The sequence below is a fragment of the Leucobacter sp. WKLB1 genome, assembly GCF_059696215.1.
Genome location: NZ_AP046115.1, coordinates 2,540,948 through 2,564,972, shown reverse-complemented (window position 1 = coordinate 2,564,972; position 24,025 = coordinate 2,540,948). Strand labels below are relative to the sequence as shown.

At 65.5% G+C, this 24,025-nt stretch carries 19 protein-coding genes; 18 read left to right on the top strand and 1 reads right to left on the bottom strand.

All coding sequences use genetic code 11. The features are described from left to right. The first annotated feature begins 73 nt into the window (after window positions 1–73). Window positions 74–991 carry a VOC family protein gene (locus ACZF5Y_RS11700; RefSeq protein ID WP_497532808.1) on the top strand — a complete coding sequence of 306 codons (918 nt, stop codon included), beginning with the start codon at window positions 74–76 and terminating at the stop codon, window positions 989–991. Here ACZF5Y_RS11700 and ACZF5Y_RS11695 read toward each other — a convergent pair. Further along, window positions 981–1,685: a phosphatase PAP2 family protein gene (locus ACZF5Y_RS11695; RefSeq protein WP_497532807.1), complete on the bottom strand. Its 705-nt coding sequence runs from the start codon at window positions 1,683–1,685 to the stop codon at window positions 981–983. The two genes, ACZF5Y_RS11700 and ACZF5Y_RS11695, sit on opposite strands and share 11 nt — an antisense overlap. 300 nt (window positions 1,686–1,985) lie before the next feature. Here ACZF5Y_RS11695 and rpoB point away from each other — a divergent pair, with 300 nt between their 5' ends. The 17 genes from rpoB to rplW all read left to right on the top strand — a co-directional run bounded on the left by rpoB (window position 1,986) and on the right by rplW (window position 24,015). Next, on the top strand, window positions 1,986–5,483 hold the full coding sequence (rpoB, locus tag ACZF5Y_RS11690; protein ID WP_497532805.1) for a DNA-directed RNA polymerase subunit beta: 3,498 nt from the start codon (window positions 1,986–1,988) through the stop codon (window positions 5,481–5,483). 42 nt (window positions 5,484–5,525) lie between these two features. Further along, complete coding sequence (locus ACZF5Y_RS11685; protein ID WP_053352779.1) at window positions 5,526–9,419, top strand: DNA-directed RNA polymerase subunit beta'; 3,894 nt, start codon at window positions 5,526–5,528, stop codon at window positions 9,417–9,419. 188 nt (window positions 9,420–9,607) lie between these two features. After that, window positions 9,608–10,636, top strand: a complete 1,029-nt coding sequence (locus ACZF5Y_RS11680) for a hypothetical protein (RefSeq protein ID WP_497532804.1) — start codon at window positions 9,608–9,610, stop codon at window positions 10,634–10,636. Continuing rightward, the gene (locus tag ACZF5Y_RS11675; RefSeq protein ID WP_497532802.1) at window positions 10,633–11,115 is read left to right on the top strand and encodes a DUF6121 family protein; all 483 of its coding nucleotides are present in this window, start codon (window positions 10,633–10,635) and stop codon (window positions 11,113–11,115) included. The genes ACZF5Y_RS11680 and ACZF5Y_RS11675 overlap by 4 nt, the downstream gene beginning before the upstream one ends. After that, window positions 11,112–11,753 carry a spermidine/putrescine ABC transporter substrate-binding protein gene (locus ACZF5Y_RS11670; RefSeq protein WP_497532801.1) on the top strand — a complete coding sequence of 214 codons (642 nt, stop codon included), beginning with the start codon at window positions 11,112–11,114 and terminating at the stop codon, window positions 11,751–11,753. The genes ACZF5Y_RS11675 and ACZF5Y_RS11670 overlap by 4 nt, the downstream gene beginning before the upstream one ends. A gap of 60 nt (window positions 11,754–11,813) precedes the next feature. After that, window positions 11,814–12,845: a phosphodiester glycosidase family protein gene (locus tag ACZF5Y_RS11665; protein WP_497532800.1), complete on the top strand. Its 1,032-nt coding sequence runs from the start codon at window positions 11,814–11,816 to the stop codon at window positions 12,843–12,845. 3 nt (window positions 12,846–12,848) lie between these two features. Continuing rightward, a complete protein-coding gene (locus ACZF5Y_RS11660; protein WP_497532799.1) occupies window positions 12,849–13,961 on the top strand; it encodes a glycosyltransferase in 1,113 nt (370 codons plus the stop codon). A 218-nt stretch (window positions 13,962–14,179) separates the two neighbouring features. Further along, the gene (rpsL, locus tag ACZF5Y_RS11655; RefSeq protein ID WP_010156385.1) at window positions 14,180–14,551 is read left to right on the top strand and encodes a 30S ribosomal protein S12; all 372 of its coding nucleotides are present in this window, start codon (window positions 14,180–14,182) and stop codon (window positions 14,549–14,551) included. After that, window positions 14,551–15,021 carry a 30S ribosomal protein S7 gene (gene rpsG, locus ACZF5Y_RS11650; RefSeq protein ID WP_053352784.1) on the top strand — a complete coding sequence of 157 codons (471 nt, stop codon included), beginning with the start codon at window positions 14,551–14,553 and terminating at the stop codon, window positions 15,019–15,021. The genes rpsL and rpsG overlap by 1 nt, the downstream gene beginning before the upstream one ends. Before the next feature lie 123 nt (window positions 15,022–15,144). Beyond that, window positions 15,145–17,259 (top strand): elongation factor G, encoded by a 2,115-nt coding sequence (gene fusA / locus ACZF5Y_RS11645; RefSeq protein ID WP_497532797.1) that lies wholly within the window; start codon window positions 15,145–15,147, stop codon window positions 17,257–17,259. A gap of 163 nt (window positions 17,260–17,422) precedes the next feature. Further along, a complete protein-coding gene (tuf, locus tag ACZF5Y_RS11640; RefSeq protein ID WP_053352786.1) occupies window positions 17,423–18,616 on the top strand; it encodes an elongation factor Tu in 1,194 nt (397 codons plus the stop codon). Between the two features lie 186 nt (window positions 18,617–18,802). Next, window positions 18,803–20,602, top strand: a complete 1,800-nt coding sequence (locus ACZF5Y_RS11635; protein WP_497532796.1) for a polysaccharide biosynthesis protein — start codon at window positions 18,803–18,805, stop codon at window positions 20,600–20,602. Further along, the gene (locus ACZF5Y_RS11630) at window positions 20,599–21,696 is read left to right on the top strand and encodes an MraY family glycosyltransferase (RefSeq protein WP_497532794.1); all 1,098 of its coding nucleotides are present in this window, start codon (window positions 20,599–20,601) and stop codon (window positions 21,694–21,696) included. The genes ACZF5Y_RS11635 and ACZF5Y_RS11630 overlap by 4 nt, the downstream gene beginning before the upstream one ends. Before the next feature lie 389 nt (window positions 21,697–22,085). After that, complete coding sequence (gene rpsJ, locus ACZF5Y_RS11625) at window positions 22,086–22,394, top strand: 30S ribosomal protein S10 (RefSeq protein ID WP_010156393.1); 309 nt, start codon at window positions 22,086–22,088, stop codon at window positions 22,392–22,394. Between the two features lie 14 nt (window positions 22,395–22,408). Continuing rightward, on the top strand, window positions 22,409–23,062 hold the full coding sequence (gene rplC, locus ACZF5Y_RS11620; RefSeq protein ID WP_053352789.1) for a 50S ribosomal protein L3: 654 nt from the start codon (window positions 22,409–22,411) through the stop codon (window positions 23,060–23,062). 3 nt (window positions 23,063–23,065) lie between these two features. Continuing rightward, entirely contained in the window at window positions 23,066–23,719 is a 654-nt protein-coding gene (gene rplD / locus ACZF5Y_RS11615; RefSeq protein WP_497532793.1) for a 50S ribosomal protein L4, read from the top strand. Beyond that, window positions 23,716–24,015, top strand: coding sequence for a 50S ribosomal protein L23 (gene rplW / locus ACZF5Y_RS11610; protein WP_053352791.1), 300 nt, complete (start codon window positions 23,716–23,718; stop codon window positions 24,013–24,015). The genes rplD and rplW overlap by 4 nt, the downstream gene beginning before the upstream one ends. Window positions 24,016–24,025 lie beyond the last annotated feature (10 nt).

The following is a 24,025-nucleotide window of genomic DNA, read 5'->3' as shown; positions in this document are numbered from 1 at the left end:
GCGCCGTGTTCTGAGACAGGAGAGCGTTGTTCCTCAGGGGTACGGCGCACCTGAAGGAACGGAGCACGGCACGATGCACGCACCCGCAGTCGACGAGCAGGCGCTGAGCCCGAGTCTCGCTATGGATGCGGTGACGCTGCGCGTCGGCGACCTCGAAGAGATGTCGTCGTACTACGCCGAGGCGCTCGCGCTCACCCCGATCGAAGAGCGCGCCCGCGGCACCGAGGTGCACCGAGTGCTTGGCCGCGGGTCGGTGCCGTTCGTGCGGTTGATCGGTGCGCCCGAGTTGCCGCCGGTGCGACCGGGCGATGCCGGTCTCTTTCACACGGCGTTTGTGTTCGAATCGCAGGCGGCGCTCGCGGCGACCGTATTCCGTACCGCGAGAGATGCGCGCAGCCGGTTCTCCGGCTCGTCAGACCATTTGGTCAGTGAGGCGTTCTACTTCACTGACCCCGAGGGCAACGGCATCGAGCTGTACGTCGATCGCGCCCGCGACCAGTGGAGCTATGTCGGCGCCGAACTGCAGATGGGTACCGAGTACCTCGACCCGAATGCGTACCTGCGCGCTCACCTCGACGAGCAGGTGCTCGCTGATGTTGCGCAGCAGGCCGGTGGGGTCGGCCACGTGCACCTGCAGGTCGGCGATGTCGCTGCGGCTCGCAGCTTCTATGTCGACGGGCTCGGATTCGAGCCGACGGTGTCGGGCATACCGACGGCGCTGTTCGCGTCGGCCGGCGGATACCACCATCACGTCGCGATGAACACATGGAACAGCCGCGGTGCCGGGCCCCGTGCGGCACGATTGGGGTTGGGTGATGTCGCCATCACCCTGCCCGCGCGTGAGGATCTCGACGCGCTCGGCGATCGCCTGCGGCGGCGCGGGATCGCGTTCGCCGATACCGGCCGCTCCATCGTCGCGCACGATCCCTGGGGCACCCAGGTCACCCTCGCTCTGCCGCAGGCGACTGCGGAGCAACTGCTCAGCGACTGAGAGCGGGCCTGCGTTCGGGGCTGAACCAGAGCCGCCGCGCGAGTACCGCAGCCGCTGTGCCCAGCAAGGCGCCGGCGAGCGTATCGGTGAGCCAGTGGACGTGGAGGGCCGTGCGGCTCCACATCATCGCGACGATCCAGATGCCCGCTGCGGCGATGATCCATCGGGTGAGCTGCGGCCCGAGTCGCTCCGAACCGATCGCGATGAGGGCGATCGACACGGCGAGCGCTGCCGCGCCCATCGAGTGCCCGGACGGGTATGACGCCCCGTGGCTTTCGAAGAGTTGGCCAGACGGGCGCGCGCGAAGCACGAGCGCCTTCGCCGTCTCGGAGCACGCGACACCGATGAGTGCGGCGGTCATGAGCGCCGCGGCGTCTCGCGGGCGACGGAGCGCGAAGCAGAGCGCGGCCAAGATGGCGACGAGCGCCGCCGACCCCGCACCGTCGCCGACCTGAGCGAGAAAAACGGCGACGGCGTAGGGGCCGGAACCGCGCTCGACCGTGACGACGCTGTTCCACCAGGCGTCGATCGGCAGCGCGCCCGTGTGCGTCAGCCGCAGAAACGCTCCGAAGGCAGCGACGAGCAGGATCGCAACGAGTGCGCCGCCCACGGCCGCGCGGGGCGGCGTGCGGCGTGCGGGGGCGGCCCGCCCGTCCGATGGGGTGCGGCGTACGTGGGGTTCACTCGGTGCCATTCCGATACGGTAGTGGAATCGCCTGAGGGTGAGGCGCAGGCGCCCGTGCATCGAAACGGAGTGCGTCGCGGCGCGGCGCGGCGCGAACCGCATCCCTGCGAATTCTGGAACAGGAACTGGACACGCCATAACAATGCTGTTACAGTTGGCAGTTGCACTACGGACACCAGTGTGCCTCCATATAGCGGGAGGCCCCGGGAGCTGGCGCGAAAGCGCAGATGAGCCTCGCCCGCGTGATCCCGAAGCAATTCTCGCAAGACCAGGTCAACCGGCCCGACGGGGCCCACGGAGGTAGTTTCCTTGGCTGCTGCGCGCAACGCATCGTCCACCCAGAATCCGAAGAACGGCCGCGATCACCAGCGGCTCTCCTTCGCCAAGATTTCCGACACGCTGTCGGTGCCCAATCTGCTGGCACTGCAGCTCGAGAGCTTTGATTGGCTCGTCGGCAACGATACGTGGAAATCGCGTGTCGTCGAGGCACAGGCTCAGGGGCGCGATGACATCGCGCTGAAGAGCGGCCTCGAGGAAATCTTCGATGAGATCTCGCCGATCGAAGACAACGCTGGCACCATGCAGCTGTCGTTCGAGAACCCGATCCTCGACGAGCAGAAGTTCACCATTGAGGAGTGCAAGGAGCGCGGCAAGACCTACGCCGCGCCGCTGTACGTCGAGGCGGCCTTCTACAACACCGAGACTCAGGTGCTGAAGAGCCAGACGGTCTACATGGGTGATTTCCCCATCATGACCGACAAGGGCACCTTCATCATCAACGGCACCGAGCGCGTCATCGTGTCGCAGCTCGTTCGTAGCCCGGGTGTCTACTTCGAGCGCGCTCAGGAGAAGACGAGCGATAAAGACGTCTTCACCGCACGCGTCATCCCCAGCCGCGGTGCCTGGCTCGAGTTCGAGGTCGACAAGCGCGACCAGGTCGGCGTGCGCATCGACCGCAAGCGCAAGCAGTCGGTCACGGTCTTCCTGAAGGCTCTCGGCATGACCAGCGAAGAGATCCTCGAGGAGTTCGCCGGCTACGAGTCGATCGCGCTCACCCTCGAGAAGGACGCCATCCTCACGCAGGAAGAGGCGCTCAAGGACATCTACCGCAAGCAGCGTCCGGGCGAGCAGGTGGCCATCGAAGCCGCCCGTGCGCTTCTCGACAACAGCTACTTCAATCCGAAGCGCTACGACCTGGCCAAGGTCGGCCGTTACAAGATCAACCGCAAGCTCGGTGTCGACGCCGCCATCACCGACTCGGTGCTGTCGCTCGAAGACATCGTCGCGACGATCAAGTACCTCGTCGGCCTGCACGCCGGCACGGAGACGCTCCCCGGCACCCGTGAGGGCAAGCCGGTCGACGTGCGCCTCGAGACCGACGACATCGATCACTTCGGCAACCGTCGCATCCGCGCAGTGGGCGAGCTGATCCAGAACCAGGTGCGCACCGGTCTCAGCCGTATGGAGCGCGTCGTGCGCGAGCGCATGACGACGCAGGACATCGAGGCGATCACCCCCAACACCCTGATCAACACGCGCCCCGTGCTCGCGGCGATCAAGGAGTTCTTCGGCACCTCGCAGCTGTCGCAGTTCATGGATCAGAACAACCCGCTCGCGGGCCTGACCAATAAGCGCCGCCTCTCGGCGCTCGGCCCCGGTGGCCTCTCGCGTGACCGCGCAGGCGTCGAGGTGCGAGATGTGCACCCGTCGCACTACGGCCGCATGTGCCCGATCGAGACCCCGGAAGGCCCGAACATCGGCCTGATCGGTGCGCTCGCCACGTTCGCGCGCATCAACGCCTTCGGCTTCATCGAGACCCCGTACCGTCGCGTCGTCGACGGCAAGGTCACCGACCAGGTCGACTACCTCACCGCGCACGAAGAGGACGAGTTCCTCATCGCCCAGGCCGGCGCCCCGCTCACCCAGGACGGCGTCTTCGCCGAGAAGCAGGTGCTCGCGCGCCCCCGCGGCTCCGAGGTCATCATGGTCGACGCCGATCGCGTCGGCTACATGGACGTCTCACCGCGCCAGATGGTGTCGGTCGCGACCTCGCTGATCCCGTTCCTCGAGCACGACGATGCGAACCGAGCCCTCATGGGTGCCAACATGCAGCGTCAGGCCGTGCCGCTCGTGCGCAGCGAGTCGCCGGTCGTCGGTACCGGTATGGAGGGCTACGCAGCCATCGACGCCGGTGACGTGGTCACCGCGCAGAAGTCGGGCGTCGTCTCCGAGGTCTCCGCAGACTTCGTGACGATCGAGCACGACGAGGGCGGCTCGAAGAGCTACTTCATGCGCAAGTTCGACCGCTCGAACCAGGGCACGAACTACAACCACCGCGTCATCGTCAAGGCCGGCGAGCGCATCGAGGCCGGCGAGGTCATCGCCGACGGCCCCGCAACCGAGAACGGCGAGCTCGCGCTCGGCAAGAACCTCCTCGTGGCGTTCATGTCGTGGGAGGGTCACAACTTCGAGGACGCGATCATCCTGAGCCAGAACCTGGTGAAGGACGACACGCTCTCGTCGATCCACATCGAGGAGTACGACGTCGACGCCCGCGACACCAAGCTCGGCAAGGAAGAGATCACCCGTGACCTCCCCAACGCCAGCATGGAGGCGCTGAAAGACCTCGACGAGCGCGGCATCATCCGCATCGGCGCCGAGGTTTCGCCCGGCGACATCCTTGTCGGCAAGGTCACGCCGAAGGGCGAGACCGAGCTCTCGGCCGAGGAGCGCCTGCTCCGTGCGATCTTCAACGAGAAGAGCCGCGAGGTGCGCGACACCTCCCTCAAGGTGCCCCACGGCGTCTCGGGTACGGTCACGTCCGTCAAGGTCTTCGACGCGGAGAACGACAACGATGACGAGCTCGGCTCGGGCGTCAACCAGCGCGTGGTCGTCTACATCGCTCAGAAGCGCAAGATCACCGAGGGCGACAAGCTCGCCGGTCGCCACGGCAACAAGGGCGTCATCTCGAAGATCCTCCCGGTCGAAGACATGCCGTTCCTCGCAGACGGCACCCCCGTCGACGTCATCCTGAACCCGCTGGGCATCCCCGGCCGAATGAACTTCGGCCAGGTTCTCGAGGTGCACCTCGGCTGGATCGCCAAGCAGGGCTGGAAGGTCGACGGATCGCCGGAGTGGGCTGCCAAGCTCTCGCAGCAGGCGCTCGAGGCCGCACCGAACACCAAGGTCGCGACCCCGGTGTTCGACGGCGCTTCGGAGGCGGAGATCGCCGGTCTGCTCGATTCGACCCTCGTCACCCGTGACGGCGATCGACTCATCGACTCGTCGGGCAAGACCCGCCTGTTCGATGGTCGCTCGGGCGAGCCGTACCCGTACCCGATCTCGGTCGGCTACATGTACATCTTGAAGCTGCACCACCTCGTCGACGACAAGATCCACGCGCGTTCGACGGGCCCCTACTCGATGATCACGCAGCAGCCGCTGGGCGGTAAGGCCCAGTTCGGCGGCCAGCGCTTCGGTGAGATGGAGGTGTGGGCGCTCGAGGCATACGGCGCCGCATACGCACTGCAGGAGCTGCTCACGGTGAAGTCGGACGATATCCTCGGCCGCGTGAAGGTCTACGAGGCGATCGTGCGCGGGGAGAACATCCCCGAGCCCGGCGTCCCCGAGTCCTTCCGAGTGCTCATGAAGGAGATGCAGTCGCTCTGCCTGAACGTCGAGGTGCTCGGAGCTGACGGCCAGGCCGTCAACCTGCGCGACAACGACGACGAGGCCTACCGCACCGCGGAAGAGCTCGGCATCAACCTCTCCACCCGCTTCGAATCCTCGTCGATCGACGAGATCTAAGCCGGACACCTTCACTTTTCAGTAATTCCCAAGGAGAACATTTTGCTCGAGGGTACGAGTTTTAACGAGCTGCAGATCCGTCTCGCCACGGCTGAGGACATCCGCAGCTGGTCGTTCGGCGAGGTCAAGAAGCCGGAGACCATCAACTACCGCACGCTGAAGCCCGAGAAGGACGGTCTGTTCGGTGAGCAGATCTTCGGGCCCAGCCGCGACTGGGAGTGCGCGTGCGGCAAGTACAAGCGCGTTCGGTACAAGGGCATCGTCTGCGAGCGCTGCGGCGTCGAGGTCACCAAGTCGAGCGTCCGTCGCGAGCGCATGGGCCACATCGAGCTCGCTGCTCCCGTCACGCACATCTGGTACTTCAAGGGCGTCCCGTCGCGTCTGGGCTACCTGCTCGACATGGCACCGAAGGACCTCGAGAAGGTCATCTACTTCGCCGCGTACATGATCATCGACATCGATGAAGAGGGCCGTCACGAAGATCTGGGCGAGCTGGAGGCCGAGCTGCGTCTCGAGCTGAAGGCGCTCGAAGATCAGCGCGACATCCAGATCGCTCAGCGCCAGCAGCAGGCCGAGTCCGATCTCGCCGCGCTCGAAGCCGAAGGGGCGAAGGCCGATCAGCGCCGCCGCGCCGAGGCTTCCGCCGAGAAGGAGATGACCTCGATCCGCAAGGGCTTCGACGACGACATCGCTCGTCTGCAGCGCGTGTGGGAGGACTTCCGCGGGCTCAAGGTCGGCGACCTCAAGCCCGAGGATGCAGTCTTCGCCGACCTGCAGGATCGCTACGGCGATTACTTCGAGGCGTACATGGGCGCCGAGGCGATCAAGAAGCGTCTCGAGTCGTTCGACCTGGCCAACGAGGCCGAGGTGCTGCACCTGCAGATCGCCGAGGGCAAGGGTCAGAAGAAGATCCGCGCGATCAAGCGTCTCAAGGTCGTCAGCTCCTTCCTGCAGACGGGTGCGAGCCCGGCAGCGATGGTGCTCGACGTCGTTCCGGTGATCCCGCCGGAGCTGCGCCCGATGGTGCAGCTCGACGGTGGCCGCTTCGCGACCTCGGATCTCAACGATCTGTACCGCCGCGTGATCAACCGCAACAACCGTCTGCGCCGCCTGCTCGATCTCGGGGCTCCCGAGATCATCGTGAACAACGAGAAGCGCATGCTCCAGGAAGCCGTCGACGCACTGTTCGACAACGGCCGCCGCGGTCGCCCGGTCACGGGTACCGGCAACCGTGCACTGAAGTCCTTGAGCGACATGCTCAAGGGTAAGCAGGGCCGCTTCCGTCAGAACCTGCTCGGCAAGCGCGTCGACTACTCGGGCCGTTCGGTCATCGTGGTCGGCCCGCAGCTCAAGCTGCACCAGTGCGGTCTGCCCAAGCAGATGGCGCTCGAGCTGTTCAAGCCGTTCGTGATCAAGCGCCTCATGGATCTGTCGCACGCGCAGAACGTAAAGGCTGCGAAGCGCATGGTGGAGCGCGCGCGCTCCGAGGTGTGGGACGTGCTCGAGGAGATCATCCGCGAGCGCCCCGTGCTGCTGAACCGCGCACCGACCCTGCACCGCCTCGGCATCCAGGCGTTCGAGCCGCAGCTCGTCGAGGGCAAGGCCATCCAGCTGCACCCGCTCGTCTGCGCCGCCTTCAACGCGGACTTCGACGGTGACCAGATGGCCGTGCACCTGCCGCTGTCGGTCGAGGCTCAGGCCGAGGCCCGCGTGCTGATGCTCGCGTCGAACAACATCCTGAAGCCGTCGGACGGCCGTCCGGTGACCCTGCCCTCGCAGGACATGATCATCGGTCTGCACCACCTCACCACGATCAAGAAGAACGCTCCCGGCACCGGCCGCGCGTTCGGCTCGATCGCCGAGGCAATCCTGGCCATGGATGAGGGCACCCTCGACCTCGGCGCGCTCGCGAAGATCCGTCTCATCGGCTACACCAATGCCGAGGGCGTGACCTCCGACAAGCCCGTGCTGGTCGAGACCTCGCTCGGACGCGCGATCTTCAACGAGGCGCTGCCCGCCGATTACGTGTACTTCGAGGCTGTCGCCGACAAGGGCTCGCTCTCGGGCTTGGTCAACGACCTCGCCGAGCGCTACCCGAAGACCGAGGTCGCGGCGACGCTCGACCGCATCAAGGACGCCGGTTTCCACTGGGCATCGCGCTCGGGTGTGACCGTATCGCTCTCCGACGTTGTGACCCCGTCGAACAAGGCGGAGATCATCTCGGAGCACGAGAAGCGCGCCGCCAAGGTGCAGCGCGACTACGACCGCGGCATGATTCAGGACAGCGAGCGCAAGAAGGCGCTGACCGAGATCTGGACCGAGGCGACCGACGAGGTGGCTGCCGCCATGCGCGAGCAGTTCCCCGAGGACAACACCATCTTCCGCATGGTGTCGTCGGGTGCTCGTGGTAACTGGCTGCAGATCCGCAACATCGCCGGTATGCGTGGCCTGGTGTCGAACCCGAAGGGTGAGATCATCCCTCGCCCGATCATCAACTCGTACCGCGAGGGCCTGTCGGTGGCGGAGTACTTCATCGCGACGCACGGTGCGCGTAAGGGTCTGGCCGATACGGCACTCCGTACCGCCGACTCGGGCTACCTGACCCGTCGTCTCGTCGACGTGTCGCAGGACGTCATCATTCGCGAGGAAGACTGCGGCACCCGCCGTGGTCTTGACCTCCCGATCGCCGCTCCCGACGCCAACGGCGTGCTGGTCGGCGACGAGAATGTCGAGAACTCGGTCTACGCTCGCACGCTCGCCGCTGACGCGGTGAACGGCGAGGGCGCGGTTGTGGCTCAGGCAGGCGAAGACGTGGGCGACGTGCTCATCGAGAAACTGGTCGCCGGTGGCGTCACCGAGATCAAGGTGCGCTCCGTGCTCACCTGCGAGTCGGCGGTCGGCGTCTGCGCGACCTGCTACGGCCGTTCGCTCGCGACCGGCCAGCGCGTCGACATCGGCGAGGCGGTGGGCATCATCGCGGCGCAGTCGATCGGTGAGCCGGGCACGCAGCTGACGATGCGTACCTTCCACACCGGTGGTTCGGCTTCGGCAGACGACATCACGCAGGGTCTGCCCCGCGTGCAGGAGCTCTTCGAAGCGCGTACCCCCAAGGGTGCATCGCCGATCGCCGAGGCCGCAGGCCGCGTCGTGATCGACGACACCCCTAAAGGTCGTGTCGTGTTGCTCACCCCGGATGACGGTACCGAGGAGAAGGCGTACCCCGTGCTGAAGCGCGCCACGCTGCTCGTCGAAGACGGCGACCACGTCGAGCTCGGCCAGCCCTTCCTCGCGGGTACGCTCGACCCGAAGGACATCCTGCAGGTCGGCTCCACCGAGAACGGCAAGCACATCCCGGGCGAGCGCGCGGTGCAGAAGTACCTCGTCGAGGGCGTGCAGGGCGTGTACCGCTCGCAGGGCGTGCCGATTCACGATAAGCACATCGAGGTCATCGTGCGCCAGATGCTGCGCAAGGTGACGGTCGTGGATCACGGCGAGACCGAGCTGCTCCCGGGCGAGCTCGTCGATCGCGCGCGTTACCAGCGCATCAACCGCGAGGCGCTGCTCGAGACGAAGCGCGCTGCGACGGCCCGTCCCGAGGTCATGGGCATCACCAAGGCCTCGTTGGCGACCGAGTCGTGGTTGTCGGCCGCGTCGTTCCAGGAGACGACCCGCGTGCTCACGCAGGCAGCGATGGAAGGATCGAAGGATCCGCTCATCGGCCTCAAGGAGAACGTCATCATCGGCAAGCTCATCCCGGCCGGCACCGGCCTGGGCGTCTACCGCGATGTCGACGTGGCGGCCACCGAGGAGGCGAAGGCGGAGCGCTACCCGAACCGCCTGTTCGCGACCGAGGGCACCTTCGACGAGAACGACCTGTCGTTCGTGGACTTCGACAGCTTCACCGCTGACGAGTTCAACCCGGGCAATTACAGCTGATCCGGCGTTCCTGCGCAACGGGCGCCCGCACCTTTCGGTGCGGGCGCCCGTTGCCGTTTCGTCGGGTTGTCGGCTCGCGGCGCGTGGTCCGTGCGATCTTCCGTGAACCTTGTACTGTGGCGGCACAGTGACTGTGTTCCGTCGTCTGCGGACGGTCGAACACCACGAACGCTACGAGAGGTGAAGCGATGAGCGACGAGCGCGAGGCATCGGCATCGAGGGCTGCAGAGACGCCCGAAACCGCCGCCACTCCGGGGGCGCCGGTCGAAGAGACCGAGGCGAGCCAGACCGAGGTACTCCGTGCGGTCGAGCGCTCGCGCGTTCCCGGTGCGGATGAGACCGTCGACGACGCGCAGGGCGCGACGACCGCAGCCGCCGCGGACGTGACCGAGGCCGAGGTCGCTGCGGCGGCCGAGCGCGCGCATCGCGAAGAGGTCTCGCTCGTCGATACCGAACTCAATCTTGAGCCGCCGTCGGCGCAGGCGGCTTCGACCACCACGCCGTTGACGCGGGAAGAGACGTCTGCGCTCCCGGCGCTCGACGACCTGCCAAGTGCTGCCGCGGCGGCACCGACTGCGTCGGAACTCGACGGCGAGATTCGCATCAGTTCGGATCACCCGATGGCCGGTCTGTACGTGCAGTCGCCGCTGCCGCCCGACATCAAGGGCAATCGCGGTGCGGGCGCGCTCATCGCGCTCGTCGCGACGATCGGGTTCGCCATCGTGCTCGCGGGGGTGCTCGCACTCTGGCTCGCGCCGACGTTCCCTCCGTCGACATTCCTCACTGAGGCGTTGGTTCCGTGGGTGACCTCTTGGCCCGTGATCGCCGCAGTGGTGGCGTTCTTCCTAGGGCTGCTGCTCCTCGTGCTGATCGTCGGTCGAGCCGGATGGTGGGCGTACGTACTGGGCGGGTTCTTCGTCGCAGCGCTCGTCTGGGTCGCCGTGACGCTGTCGCTCGCGTACTTCGGTACGCCGTTCGAGACGCCGCGCGAAATGCTCGGCGGATCCCGCGGTTGGTCGGGAGACCTGCAGACGCTCGTGACCCGCTTCGGGCTCACGGTGCCCGCCCTCGGTGCGGCACTCGTCGCGCGCGAGGCGACGGTGTGGTTCGGTGCCTGGATCGGCGCTCGCGGACGTCGCGTCAAGCTGCGCAACGCACGTGAACTCGCGGACTACGAAACCGCGCTCGCCGAGTCCCAGACCGCCGCACAGGCATGACCGACGGCCCGCGGCGCGGAGTGACCCGAGGCTATGTCGGGGCACTCATCGGCGCAGCGGGCATTGCCGCAGTGGCGGTTCTGGTTGCGGTCTGGGGCGGCCTGGCGCTGGCGCTGGATCGCGAGCCGGTGACTACCGACGCCGTTGCGGCATGGGCAGCGCCTGCGGTGATCCTCGTCGCTCTGATCGCTCTCGCGGTGTCGCTGTGGGCGTCGGCCATCGCGCTCCTGCGCGGGCGACGATCGCCCTCGTGGGGAATCGTGCTCGGTCTCGGGTTCGGCGTCTACCTCTGGTGGTGCCTCGCGGGTATGCTCGGCGGCATGTCAGCTGCCGAGACCTGGTTCAGTGCCTTCGCGCTCGGCTTGGCGGTCATCTGGAGCTTGGCGGCGCTGGCGTTCTGGGCGGTGCTCGCACGCCGCGTCTATACCGATCGGCCGGCACCGCGTTGGCCCTGGGAACGCGATGAGGCGGGCGAGTGAGCGCGGCGAATACGATCGAGGGTCGGGTCAATGCGGCGGTCGACGCGTGGTTGCGATGGGTGCCGAGCTGGAAGCCGGGAACGCATCGCGGTCGCGCACGGGTGTGCCGACGCTGCACCGGATCGCCCATTCTCGCCGCGTCGGGGCTCGCCGCCGATGTGCCGCATCAGGTGACGCACGCGCTCGTTTCGCGCATGCAGCGCATCATCGACAAGCGGGTGGAGGAGTTCACCGCCTCCGAGCTCCCCGCGCTGCACGCCGAACTCTCCGACGCAGAGATGTGGAATGCCGGGGGCTACGACCCGTCGCAGGGGCTCGAACCCGAGTTTGAGGGGCTCGACCCCGATCCCGAACCTGAAACGGGGGATCAGCCGTTCCTGTTCACGCTGACCGGTCTCGCGGAGGAGTCCCGGCCAGAGCCGCCGCTGCCGCGCCCGCCGCTCAGTGCTGATGAAAAGGTGCGCCTGCGGCGAGAGATCGAGCTGGCCGATGCGCAAGCGGAGGAGGCCGGGCGCGAGGTGTGCTTCGCGCTCGTCGCACATCGCCCGCGCATCGAGGCCGCAGTGCACCGCTTCGTGGAGCCGCTGATTCAAGACATGCTCGACGAGCTGAGTCGCAACCTGGAGCCGCCGCAGTAGCAGGCGTTCTCTGGGGCGGGGCATAGGTTACACAAATCGGGTGCGGCTTCACTCGTGGATATGGACACGAACCCCACCCCGACTTCCGCGGCTTCCGCGCACCTTGAGCCGAACCCGGCACCCCCGAAGCCGAAGCGCCGCCGCTCGCGCCGATTCCGCATCGCACTCGCGGCTTCCGTCACCGCCGTCGCGCTCGTGCTTGGCGGCAGCGCTGCCTGGGCCGCCGACCGCTTTCTCATCGCGAAGGTCGAGATCTCCGACGTCACGAGCTACGAGGCGGCGCACGCATCGCAGGCCACGAGCGAGGCCGCCACTGAGTCGGACAATGTGGCGACGACCGGCACCGTCGACGGCGATGAATACACGAACGGCGACACCTCGGTCAGCGTGCGTCAGGTCACCACGGGAAGCGGCGACGCCACCGTGACCTATTACGTCGCCGACGTGCAACTCGGCGACGCGACGGACCTCAGATCGGCGTTCGCGCAGAATCAGTTCGGCGAGAACATCACCGAGACGACGAGCGCGATCGCCGCCGACAACGGGGCAGTGTTCGCGATCAACGGCGACTACTACGGCTTCCGCGACAGCGGCATCGAGATTCGCAACGGCGTCGTGTACCGCGACGAGGGAGCTCGCGAGGGCCTGGCCTTTTATGCCGATGGTTCGGTAGAGGTGTACGACGAGACGCAGACGAGCGCAGCAGATCTGCTCGCCGACGGCGTCTGGAACACGCTCAGCTTCGGGCCCGCAATCGTCGAGGATGGTGCGGTGGTCGACGGGATCGAGAGCGTCGAGGTCGACACCAATTTCGGTAATCACTCGATTCAGGGGGAGCAGCCGCGCACAGCGGTCGGCGTCATCGATGACAACCACCTCGTCTTCGTGGTCGTCGACGGACGCGACCCCGGTTATAGTCGCGGTGTCACGATGACCGAGCTCGCCGGGATCATGCAGGATCTCGGAGCGACCACCGCCTACAACCTGGATGGAGGCGGTTCCTCGACGATGGTGTTCAACGGCGAGGTGCTGAACCAGCCCTCGAACGGCGGGGAACGCGGCACCAGCGACATTCTGTACGTGGCGGAGTGAACCATGTTCGTGCTGATCCCCGCCTACGAACCCGACCAGCGGTTGCTGGATCTCGTTGTCGAGCTCCGGTCGCGCGCGCCTCGGCTCGAGATCCTGGTCGTCGATGACGGCTCGGGCCTCGGGTACGCGAGCATCTTCGATGCGGTGCGGGCTGCGGGCGCTCGCGTGATGACCTGTGCCCAGAACCGTGGCAAGGGCGCGGCCCTCAAGGCGGGGTTCGCGTGGATATCCCGGGAAGGCGCCGGTGCCTCCGTGGTGACTGCGGATGCCGACGGACAGCACACGGTGGCCGACATCGAGCGAATCGCCGCCGCACTGACTGCGGGGGCGGCGGGTTGTGTTCGCGGAAGCGCTGTGCCCTCGATGGTGCTCGGCTGCCGCGACTTCACCGGTGAGGTCCCGTTCCGCAGCCGCTTCGGCAACGCCGTCTCCCGCGGCCTCTTCCGCGCGGTGTCCGGGTGGAGGCTCCGCGACACTCAGACCGGGCTGCGGGGCATCCCTTCGCAGATGCTCGACTGGCTGGCAACGGTGCCGGGGGAGCGGTTCGAGTACGAGCAATCGGTGCTCTTGCAACTGCGCGGTGCCGGGTACGACGCCGTCCAGATCCCGATCACCACGGTGTATCTCGAGGAGAACCGCTCCAGTCACTTCAGGCCGATTCTCGATTCGGTGCGCGTGATGCTGCCGGTCGCACTCTTCGCGGCGTCGTCTTTGGCGGCATTCGCGATCGACGCGATCGCACTGTTTCTGCTGCAAGGACTCACCGGTGCGCTGATTCCGTCGATCATCGGTGCGCGTGTGCTGAGTGCCGGGGCGAATTTCGTCGTGAATCGTCGGCTCGTCTTCGCCCGACGGGGGCGTGCCGGGCTCCTGCGAGAGGCGCTGCAGTATCTCGCGCTTGCGGCGCTGCTGCTCGCCTCGAACATCGTGTGGATGTCGTTCCTGACTGAGCATGGCGTGCCACTGTGGCTCGCAAAAGTCGTGACCGAGGGAGTGCTGTTTCTCACGAGCTATCGCGTGCAGCGGGGCGTCATCTTCACGGCGCGGGGCACTACGGAAGTCGCAGTTGATCCTGAGCCGACGACCATTGCCAAAACGCCGTTCAGGGCCGTATAGTTGTGTGTTGGTGTGTTCCACTGGTTCCGTCGTGCCCGCACGTCGGGGCCAAGGGACTGCATCACAGGGTCAGACGCCTCACCTGAGGCGAACCCCCACGGCATACCTGCACTCGGTTCCGCTTCGGTGGAACAGCAGGTCAGCGTCAGCGCAAGCAGTCGCACATGCTCATCCATTGAAGCATTCCTGTCACCGTGCAGGACGAATGAGGAGAAATATTGCCTACCATTCAGCAGTTGGTCCGTAAGGGCCGGTCGCCGAAGGTCACCAAGACCAAGGCGCCCGCTCTGAAGGCGAACCCGCAGCAGGCTGGCGTGTGCACGCGTGTGTACACCACCACCCCGAAGAAGCCGAACTCGGCGATGCGCAAGGTCGCTCGTGTGAAGCTCCGCAACGGCACCGAGGTCACCGCCTACATTCCGGGCGAGGGCCACAACCTGCAGGAGCACTCGTTGGTGCTCGTGCGCGGTGGTCGTGTGAAGGACCTCCCCGGTGTTCGTTACAAGATCGTGCGCGGCGCGCTCGACACGCAGGCGGTCAAGGATCGCCAGCAGGCTCGCAGCCGCTACGGTGCAAAGAAGGTGAAGTAATGCCCCGTAAAGGTCCCGCTCCCAAGCGCCCCGTCGTCGCTGATCCCGTCTACGGTTCGCCCGTAGTCAGCCAGCTCGTCAACAAGATTCTGCTCGACGGCAAGAAGGGTCTCGCAGAGCGCATCGTTTACGGTGCACTCGAGGCCGTTGCTGCCAAGTCCGACCAGGATGCCGTGACCGTGCTCAAGAAGGCGCTCGACAACGTGCGCCCCACCCTTGAGGTGCGTTCGCGTCGTGTTGGCGGCAGCACCTACCAGGTGCCCGTCGAGGTCAAGCCTCATCGTGCGAACACGCTCGCCCTTCGCTGGCTCACCAGCTACGCGAAGGCTCGTCGTGAGAACTCGATGACCGACCGCCTCACCAACGAGATCCTCGACGCATCGAACGGCCTCGGCGCCGCGGTGAAGCGTCGCGAGGACACGCACAAGATGGCGGAGTCGAACCGCGCGTTCGCTCACTACCGCTGGTAGTACTCAGGTGCCGGGTCGGATCGCCTCGCGCGCTCCGACCCTGCACCCCGAGTCCAGCACCGCGACTCGCTCGTTCGAGTCGCAATCTCCCGAACTTTCACCCCCACCCCGGAGGAGAACCCTGTGGCACAAGACGTGCTCACCGACCTGAGTAAGGTCCGCAACATCGGCATCATGGCCCACATCGATGCCGGCAAGACCACCACCACCGAGCGCATCCTGTTCTACACGGGTGTGAACCACAAGCTGGGTGAAACGCACGACGGCGCTTCGACGACCGACTGGATGGAGCAGGAGAAGGAGCGCGGTATCACCATCACCAGCGCTGCCGTCACGTGCTTCTGGAACAAAAACCAGGTCAACATCATCGATACGCCCGGTCACGTCGACTTCACCGTCGAGGTGGAGCGCTCGCTCCGCGTGCTCGACGGCGCAGTTGCCGTGTTCGACGGCAAGGAGGGCGTTGAGCCCCAGTCCGAGACCGTCTGGCGCCAGGCCGACAAGTACGGCGTGCCCCGCATCTGCTTCGTCAACAAGATGGACAAGATGGGTGCCGATTTCTACTTCACGGTCGACACCATCATCAGCCGTCTGGGCGCGAAGCCGCTCGTGATGCAGCTGCCGATCGGTGCCGAGTCTGACTTCATCGGTGTCGTTGATCTGCTCTCGATGCAGGCATTCGTCTGGGAAGGCGACGCCAAGGGCGACGTGTCCCTGGGTGCCGCGTACGAGACGCAGGAGATCCCCGCCGATCTCCAGGCCAAGGCCGAGGAATACCGTGCGCAGCTCGTCGAGGCCGTCGCCGAGAGCGACGACGCCCTGCTCGAGAAGTACTTCGGCGGCGAAGAGCTCACCATCGACGAGCTCAAGGCGGGTATCCGCAAGCTCGTCGTGAACAACGAGATCTACCCCGTGTACTGCGGCTCGGCGTTCAAGAACCGCGGCATCCAGCCGATGCTCGACGCGGTCGTCGACTTCCTCCCGAACCCGCTCGACGTGGGCTCGATCGAGGCTCACGATCCCCGCGACGAGTCGATCGTCATCGAGCGCAAGCCGGCAGCGAGCGAGCCCTTCTCGGCACTCGCCTTCAAGATCGCCGTGCACCCGTTCTTCGGTCGCCTCACCTACGTGCGCGTCTACTCGGGCAGCATCCCCTCCGGCACCCAGGTCGTCAACTCGACCAAGGGCAAGAAGGAGCGCATCGGCAAGATCTTCCAGATGCACGCCAACAAGGAGATCCCGGTCGACGATCTCAACGCGGGCAACATCTACGCCGTGATCGGTCTGAAGGACACCACCACCGGTGACACCCTCTCGGATCCGAACAACCAGGTCGTGCTCGAGTCGATGACCTTCCCGGAGCCCGTGATCGAGGTGGCCATCGAGCCGAAGACCAAGAGCGACCAGGAGAAGCTCGGCGTCGCGATCCAGAAGCTCGCAGAAGAGGACCCCACGTTCCGCGTGAGCCTCAACGCCGAGACCGGCCAGACCGTGATCGCCGGCATGGGCGAGCTACACCTCGACATCCTCGTCGATCGCATGAAGCGCGAGTTCAACGTCGAGGCGAACGTCGGCAAGCCCCAGGTGGCCTACCGCGAGACGATCCGCCGCGAGGTGCCGAAGTACGACTACACCCACAAGAAGCAGACCGGTGGTTCGGGTCAGTTCGCGAAGGTGCAGATCTCGCTGGCACCGCTCGAGAGCGACGACGACAAGACCTACCTGTTCGAGGACAAGGTCACGGGTGGTCGCGTGCCGCGCGAGTACATCCCGTCGGTCGACGCCGGTATCCAGGACGCCATGCAGTACGGCATCCTCGCCGGGTTCCCCGTCGTCAACGTCAAGGCACAGCTGCTCGACGGCCAGTACCACGACGTCGACTCGTCGGAAATGGCGTTCAAGATCGCCGGCTCGATGGCCTTCAAGGAGGCCGCGCGTCTGGCTCAGCCCGTGCTGCTCGAACCGCTCATGGCGGTCGAGGTGCGTACTCCCGAGGAGTACATGGGCGACGTCATCGGCGACCTGAACTCTCGTCGCGGTCAGATCCAGTCGATGGAGGACGCGAGCGGCGTGAAGGTCGTGCGCGCGCTCGTTCCGCTGTCGGAGATGTTCGGGTACATCGGTGACCTCCGGTCGAAGACCAGCGGTCGCGCCGTGTTCTCGATGACCTTCGATTCTTACGCCGAGGTTCCCAAGGCCGTGGCTGAGGAGATCGTGCAGAAGGCTAAGGGCGAGTAACTCCGCCCCGAGGTCGGCGGCGATGCCGAGCATCGCCGCCGACCGAATCGCTCAGCTCGCGATCACAGCGCTGAGCTTGTAACATAGTGACACCAACCCCGTACCAGGGCCCTCCGAAACCGTCGGAGTCGCAAGGGTACTTAACGTCCTGAGGAGGACCATAGTGGCGAAGGCCAAGTTCGAGCGGACCAAGCCGCACGTAAACATCGGAACGATCGGTCACGTTGACCACGGTAAGACGACTCTTACCGCGGCGATCTCGAAGACCCTCGCCGACAAGTTCCCGTCTGACGTGAACGTGCAGCGCGACTTCGACACGATCGACTCGGCTCCCGAGGAGCGCCAGCGCGGCATCACGATCAACATCTCGCACGTCGAGTACGAGACCGACAAGCGTCACTACGCTCACGTTGATGCCCCCGGTCACGCTGACTACATCAAGAACATGATCACCGGTGCTGCTCAGATGGACGGCGCAATCCTCGTGGTTGCGGCGACCGACGGCATGATGGCGCAGACCAAGGAGCACATCCTGCTCGCCAAGCAGGTCGGCGTTCCTTACCTGCTCGTCGCACTGAACAAGAGCGACATGGTCGACGACGAGGAAATCCTCGAGCTCGTCGAGATGGAGGTCCGCGAGGAGCTCACCAAGAACGGCTACGACGGAGACAACGCTCCCGTCGTCCGCGTCTCGGGCTACGAGGCGCTGCAGGGCACCGAGAAGTGGGTCGACTCGATCGTCGAGCTCATGACCGCTGTCGACGACAGCATCCCGGATCCGGTGCGCGACAAGGACAAGCCGTTCCTGATGCCCGTTGAGGACGTCTTCACGATCACCGGTCGTGGCACCGTCGTCACCGGCCGCGCCGAGCGCGGTACGCTGAAGATCAACTCCGAGGTCGAGATCGTGGGTCTGCGCCCGACGCAGAAGACCACCGTCACCGGCATCGAGATGTTCCACAAGCAGCTCGACGAGGCATGGGCCGGCGAGAACTGTGGCCTCCTGCTCCGCGGCACGAAGCGTGAAGACGTCGAGCGCGGCCAGGTCGTCGTGGCTCCGGGTTCGATCACCCCGCACACCAAGTTCGAGGGCACCGCCTACATCCTGAAGAAGGAAGAGGGCGGCCGTCACAACCCGTTCGAGACGAACTACCGTCCGCAGTTCTACTTCCGTACGACTGACGTGACCGGTGTCATCACCCTGCCCGAGGACAAGCCGATGGTTATGCCCGGCGACACCACGGACATGTCGGTCGAGCTGATCCAGCCGATCGCTATGGAAGAGGGCCTCGGCTTCGCGATCCGTGAGGGTGGCCGCACCGTCGGCGCCGGCACGGTGACCAAGGTCTCCGAGTAAGTCTCGTAGTACCGCCTTCCTCGGCCTGACGGCCGATGATGTGAACCCCCGGGAATTCGTTCCCGGGGGTTCTTGCGTTTTCGTCGCAGTGCGCGCGGCCTGCGCGGGTACCCAGCACCGAAGCGGTATCCTCGAAATCTGATCCACGTCGGCGCTCCCGCGCCGCGCAGTATGAAGGGAGCCCACGTGCCGCAGACCGTAGCGGGCCGCATCGCTCACTTCACCCGGCAGTACGGCGTGCTCTTCTTGATCGACGCTCTTGCGTGGGCCATCGCCATCCTTGCCGCACTCGTGCTGCGCTTCGACTTCAATCTGATGCGCATTCACTGGGGATGGACGCTGACGGTGATCGGGGTGACCGCGATCCTGCAGCTGCTGTTCGGCTGGGTGTTCTGGCTCTATCGCAATCGCTACCAGGTAGGCAGCTTCGATGAGGTGCGCGTGCTCGTGCTCGACGTCACCGCAGTGCTGGTGGTGGCCTGGCTCTTCGCTTATCTGGTGGGGTACGGCAACGGCATTCCGCGCAGTACGCTGGTGATTGCCGCCCCCATCACGTTCAGTCTGATGGGGGTCGCCCGCTACGTCGTCAGGCTCTACAACGAACGGCAGCTCCTGCCGGGCACGGAGGCCGAACGGACGCTGCTGTATGGCGCCGGCTATCTCGGAGTGCAGACGGCCAAGCGACTGCTGACCGATGCCAAAGGCTCTACCCTTCCCGTCGGGTTCATCGACGACGATCCCATGAAGCGCAACCAGGAGGTTCGTGGAGTGCGGGTGCTGGGCGGCTTCGCCGATCTCGCCGAGGTCGCACGTGATACCCATGCCACCAAGGTCATCGTGTGTATCGGCGACGCCGATGCGACGCTGATGCGCCAGGTCGACGAGGTCGCGAACGATGTCGGCATGACAGCGCTCGTGCTGCCCCCACTCGATCAAATTCTTCGCAACAACTCGGTGATCTCCGACTTCAGGCAACTGTCGATCGAGGATCTCATCGGCCGCCACCCCGTGCGACTCGAGACGGAATCGATCGCCTCGTACTTGCAGGATCGCCGTGTGCTGGTCACTGGCGCAGGCGGCTCGATCGGTTCGGAGCTGTGCCGACAGCTCGCACGCTTCGCACCTCGCGAGCTCATCATGCTCGACCGTGATGAAACCTCATTGCAGGAGTCGCAGCTCTCGATCAGTGGTCACGGATTGCTCGACACCAATGACGTCGTACTCGCGGACATTCGCGATGCCGCTGCTCTCGAACGCATCTTCCTCGAGCGACGCCCCGAAGTGGTGTTCCACGCGGCGGCGCTCAAACACCTGCCGATGCTCGAGCAGTATCCCGATGAAGCGTGGAAGACCAATGTGCTCGGAACGCTCAACGTGCTGCGGGCCGCGGAAGCCGCTGGTGTCGGCACGTTTGTGAACATCTCGACCGACAAAGCAGCGAACCCCACCAGTGTGTTGGGGCATTCGAAGCGCGTGGCCGAGAAGCTCACCGCCTACATGGCCGAGCGCACCGGTCAGCGTTACCTCTCCGTGCGCTTCGGCAACGTGATCGGCAGTCGCGGTTCAATGCTTCCCACTTTCCGCTCACTCATCGAGTCGGGCGGGCCGGTGACGGTCACGCACCCTGACGTCACACGGTTCTTCATGACCATTCCCGAGGCATGCCAACTCGTGGTGCAAGCCGGCGGCATCGGGCGGCCGGGCGAGGTCCTGATCCTCGACATGGGGGAGCCCGTGCGTATTCTCGACGTGGCGCAGCGCATGATTGAGCAGTCGGGTCGCGATGTCGACATCGTTTTCACCGGGCTGCGTCACGGTGAGAAGTTGCACGAAGAGCTCGTGGGTGACGGCGAAGGCGACGAGCGTCCTTTCCACCCGAAAATCTCGCATGCCACGGTCGATACCATCTCGCCAGAGGTGCTCGATCACGAGGGCTGGGTTGCGCGCATGGATCTGACTGCAGAGGCTGAGGAGCGGGTGCAGTGACCGTTACGGCGCTTGCCTGGGTGGTCGGGGGTGTCGCGGCGCTGCTCAGTATCGCGCTGCCCGTTGCGGTGCGGCCGCTACTCGTGCGGCTCGGCATCATGGACGTGCCGAACGAGCGCTCTTCGCATGAACGGCCGGTACTGCGCGGACTCGGCCTCGCAGTGTTGATTGCGATCGCTATCGCGGAAGGGATCGGGGTCGCTGCCCTGGTGGATTCCGGCGACGTGTTCGGCGGGTGGCGGGTGCTCCTCATCGTGGCACTCGGCACCTTTGCCTCCGGAATGCTCGGCCTGGCCGAAGACCTCCGCGGGCTCAGCGTGGGAGTGCGCAGTGTGCTGCTCCTCGGTATCGCTCTCTTCGCAGCGGTTGCGCTGCTCATCATGGCCCCGGCAGTGGGCGGCGTCGCGACCCTCACCGGGAGTGGTGCGGCTTCGTTCGGATGGGTGGCCGGTGCGGGCGGGCTCCCGCTCTGGGCATCAGTGCTACTCGCCATCTACGCCGTGCTCTTCATCTCGAGCTATATCAACGTTGCGAACTTCATGGACGGGCTCAACGGCATCAGCGGCTTCCATGGCGTGATCGCCGGGCTCACGTTCGCGGCCGCAGGCTGGTTCGCTGGGATGCCCTGGCTCATCGTCGCCGGCGCCGCCCTCGCGGCTGGATTCGCAGGCTTTCTCCCATGGAACCTCACGAAACCGGGGGCATTTCTCGGCGATGTGGGCAGTTACCTGCTGGGGGGAGCCGTCGCGATCACCAGCTTCGCCGCATTGGTTTCGGGAGTACCCCTGCTTGCGACCATCGGCCCCATGGTCATCTGCTTCGGCGACGTCGCGGTCACGCTCGTCAAGCGCGTGCGGGCCGGCCATCGCTGGGACGAGCCGCACAAAGAGCACGCGTATCAGCGCATCCAGCAGCTCGGATACTCGCACGTGCAGGCGTCGGCCTGCACGGCGGGCGCCAGTCTCCTCACCTCCGTTCTGGGCCTCGCATCGTTCTTCACCGGGCTCGGGGGAGCAGTGCTGCTGCTCGTCGCAGGTCTCGCCGTGCTACTCGTCTACCTCCTCCTGCCACGGCTCCTGCCGACCCGCAATTGACGGTCGACACCACAGTGCCTGAGGCGATCCGACACGCGACACGCCCGGGTTGCACGGCGGCCATCCGCGTGCGAGAATAGACAGGTTCAGTACTCCACGCTCCGGTGTGGGTCACTGCCAGGCAGTGCATAATCGCTCCGAGTGATCGGGGTTCGGGTTAGGCCGCGGGTAGCGAACAACACCCGCACGCCGTTCGGCGGCCAGACATCAGTCCGGCCGCTTTCGTGCGCGCGGGGCCGACTTCTCGTCGATACGGGTGGTCGGTTTTGACAGGTGAACAGAGACCCAGCACGAGGCGCGAGAGCGCCAACGCCAGGGCGCTGGTACGTAAGACGTCCAATGCGGCGCACTTCGGTGCGCAGTACGACGCAAGTAGAAAAGAGAGTCACATGGCGGGACAGAAGATCCGCATCCGACTGAAGTCGTATGACCACGAGGTCATCGACAGCTCCGCACGCAAGATTGTCGACACGGTCACCCGCGCTGGTGCCACCGTGATCGGCCCCGTGCCGCTCCCCACGGAGAAGAACGTGATCGCAGTCATCCGTTCGCCCCACAAGTACAAGGACAGCCGCGAGCACTTCGAGAAGCGCACGCACAAGCGCCTGATCGACATCGTCGATCCCACCCCGAAGGCCGTCGATTCGCTCATGCGTCTCGACCTGCCTGCCGACGTCAATATCGAGATCAAGCTCTAAGGGGGGATCCGGACATGTCAGTAGTACGTAACGTGAAGGGTCTTCTGGGCACCAAGCTCGGTATGACGCAGGTCTGGGACGAGAACGGCAATGTCGTTCCCGTCACCGTGATCGAGGTGGCACCCAACGTGATCACCCAGATCCGCACCCCCGAGGTCGACGGCTACAGCGCCGTGCAGATCGCCGCGGGTCAGATCGATCCCCGCAAGGTGAACAAGCCCACGGCTGGTCACTTCGAGAAGGCCGGCGTGACGCCGCGCCGTCACCTCACCGAGGTTCGCACCTCCGACGCGGCTGAGTACGCGCTCGGTCAGGAGCTCACCGTCGATGGCACCTTCGAGGCCGGTCAGAAGATCGACGTCGTTGGCACCTCAAAGGGCAAGGGCTTCGCCGGCGCCATGAAGCGTCACAACTTCAAGGGTGTTGGCGCCTCGCACGGTGCTCACCGCAACCACCGCAAGCCGGGCTCGATCGGTGGAGCCGCGACCCCGGGTCGCGTCTTCAAGGGTCAGCGCATGCCGGGCCGCATGGGTGGCGAGCGCGTGACCGTGCAGAACCTCACCGTGCAGGCGATCGACGCCGAGAAGAACCTCATCCTGGTCAAGGGTGCGGTTCCCGGTGCACGCGGTCGTCTCGTTTTCGTTCGCAACGCAGTGAAGGGGGCGTAGTTCATGGCTACCGCTACCAAGCTCGAGGTGTTCGACGCCCAGGGTCAGAAGGCCGGGTCGGTTGACCTGCCCGAGACCATTTTCGGTGTCGAGACCAACGTCCCGCTGATCCACCAGGTGGTCACCGCTCAGCTCGCAGCTGCGCGTCAGGGTACGCATAAGACCAAGAACCGCGGCGAGGTCTCCGGTTCGGGTGTCAAGCCGTTCAAGCAGAAGGGCACCGGCCGCGCTCGTCAGGGTTCGGTTCGTGCTCCTGAGCACCGCGGCGGCGGCGTCGTGCACGGCCCCGTGCCGCGCGACTACTCGCAGCGCACCCCCAAGAAGATGATTGCTGCTGCACTCCGCGGTCTGCTGTCGGATCGCGCTCGCGCGAACCGCCTGCACGTCGTCGAGGGCTTCGGTATCGCCGACAAGCCCAGCACCAAGGCCGCACGCGTCTTCCTCGCGTCGGTTGCTCCGGGCAAGCGCGTACTCGTGGTCGTCGACCGCGATGACGAGCTGACGGCGCTCAGCGTGCGCAACCTGGAGCACGTCCACGTGATCTTCCAGGACCAGCTCAACGCCTACGACGTGGTCGTCAGCGACGATCTCGTCTTCACCAAGGCCGCCTTCGACGCCTTCGTCACCGGCCGTGCCGCTCAGGAGGTCTCGAAGTGAGCTTGAACAAGTCCGCACACGACGTCATCATCCGCCCGATCGTTTCGGAGAAGAGCTACGGTCTCATCGACGCCAACGGCCAGTACACCTTCGAGGTGCAGCCGGAGTCGAACAAGACCGAGATCAAGCTCGCTGTCGAACAGGTCTTCAATGTGAAGGTCGCCAAGGTCCGCACGCTGACCCGCAAGGGCAAGACCCGCCGCACCAAGTTCGGTCTGGGCAAGCGCAAGGACACCAAGCGCGCGATCGTCACCCTGAAGTCGGGCTCCATCGACATCTTCACGGCTGCGCTGTAGAAGGGGCGAA

Coding starts and splice junctions, on each gene's coding strand:
- rplC (WP_053352789.1), top strand. CDS start 22,409: ATGTCAGTAGTACGTAACGTGAAGGGTCTTCTGGGCACCAAGCTCGGT.
- rpsG (WP_053352784.1), top strand. CDS start 14,551: ATGCCCCGTAAAGGTCCCGCTCCCAAGCGCCCCGTCGTCGCTGATCCC.
- ACZF5Y_RS11700 (WP_497532808.1), top strand. CDS start 74: ATGCACGCACCCGCAGTCGACGAGCAGGCGCTGAGCCCGAGTCTCGCT.
- ACZF5Y_RS11695 (WP_497532807.1), bottom strand. CDS start 1,685: ATGGCACCGAGTGAACCCCACGTACGCCGCACCCCATCGGACGGGCGG.
- ACZF5Y_RS11680 (WP_497532804.1), top strand. CDS start 9,608: ATGAGCGACGAGCGCGAGGCATCGGCATCGAGGGCTGCAGAGACGCCC.
- ACZF5Y_RS11660 (WP_497532799.1), top strand. CDS start 12,849: ATGTTCGTGCTGATCCCCGCCTACGAACCCGACCAGCGGTTGCTGGAT.
- rplD (WP_497532793.1), top strand. CDS start 23,066: ATGGCTACCGCTACCAAGCTCGAGGTGTTCGACGCCCAGGGTCAGAAG.
- ACZF5Y_RS11675 (WP_497532802.1), top strand. CDS start 10,633: ATGACCGACGGCCCGCGGCGCGGAGTGACCCGAGGCTATGTCGGGGCA.
- ACZF5Y_RS11665 (WP_497532800.1), top strand. CDS start 11,814: ATGGACACGAACCCCACCCCGACTTCCGCGGCTTCCGCGCACCTTGAG.
- rpsJ (WP_010156393.1), top strand. CDS start 22,086: ATGGCGGGACAGAAGATCCGCATCCGACTGAAGTCGTATGACCACGAG.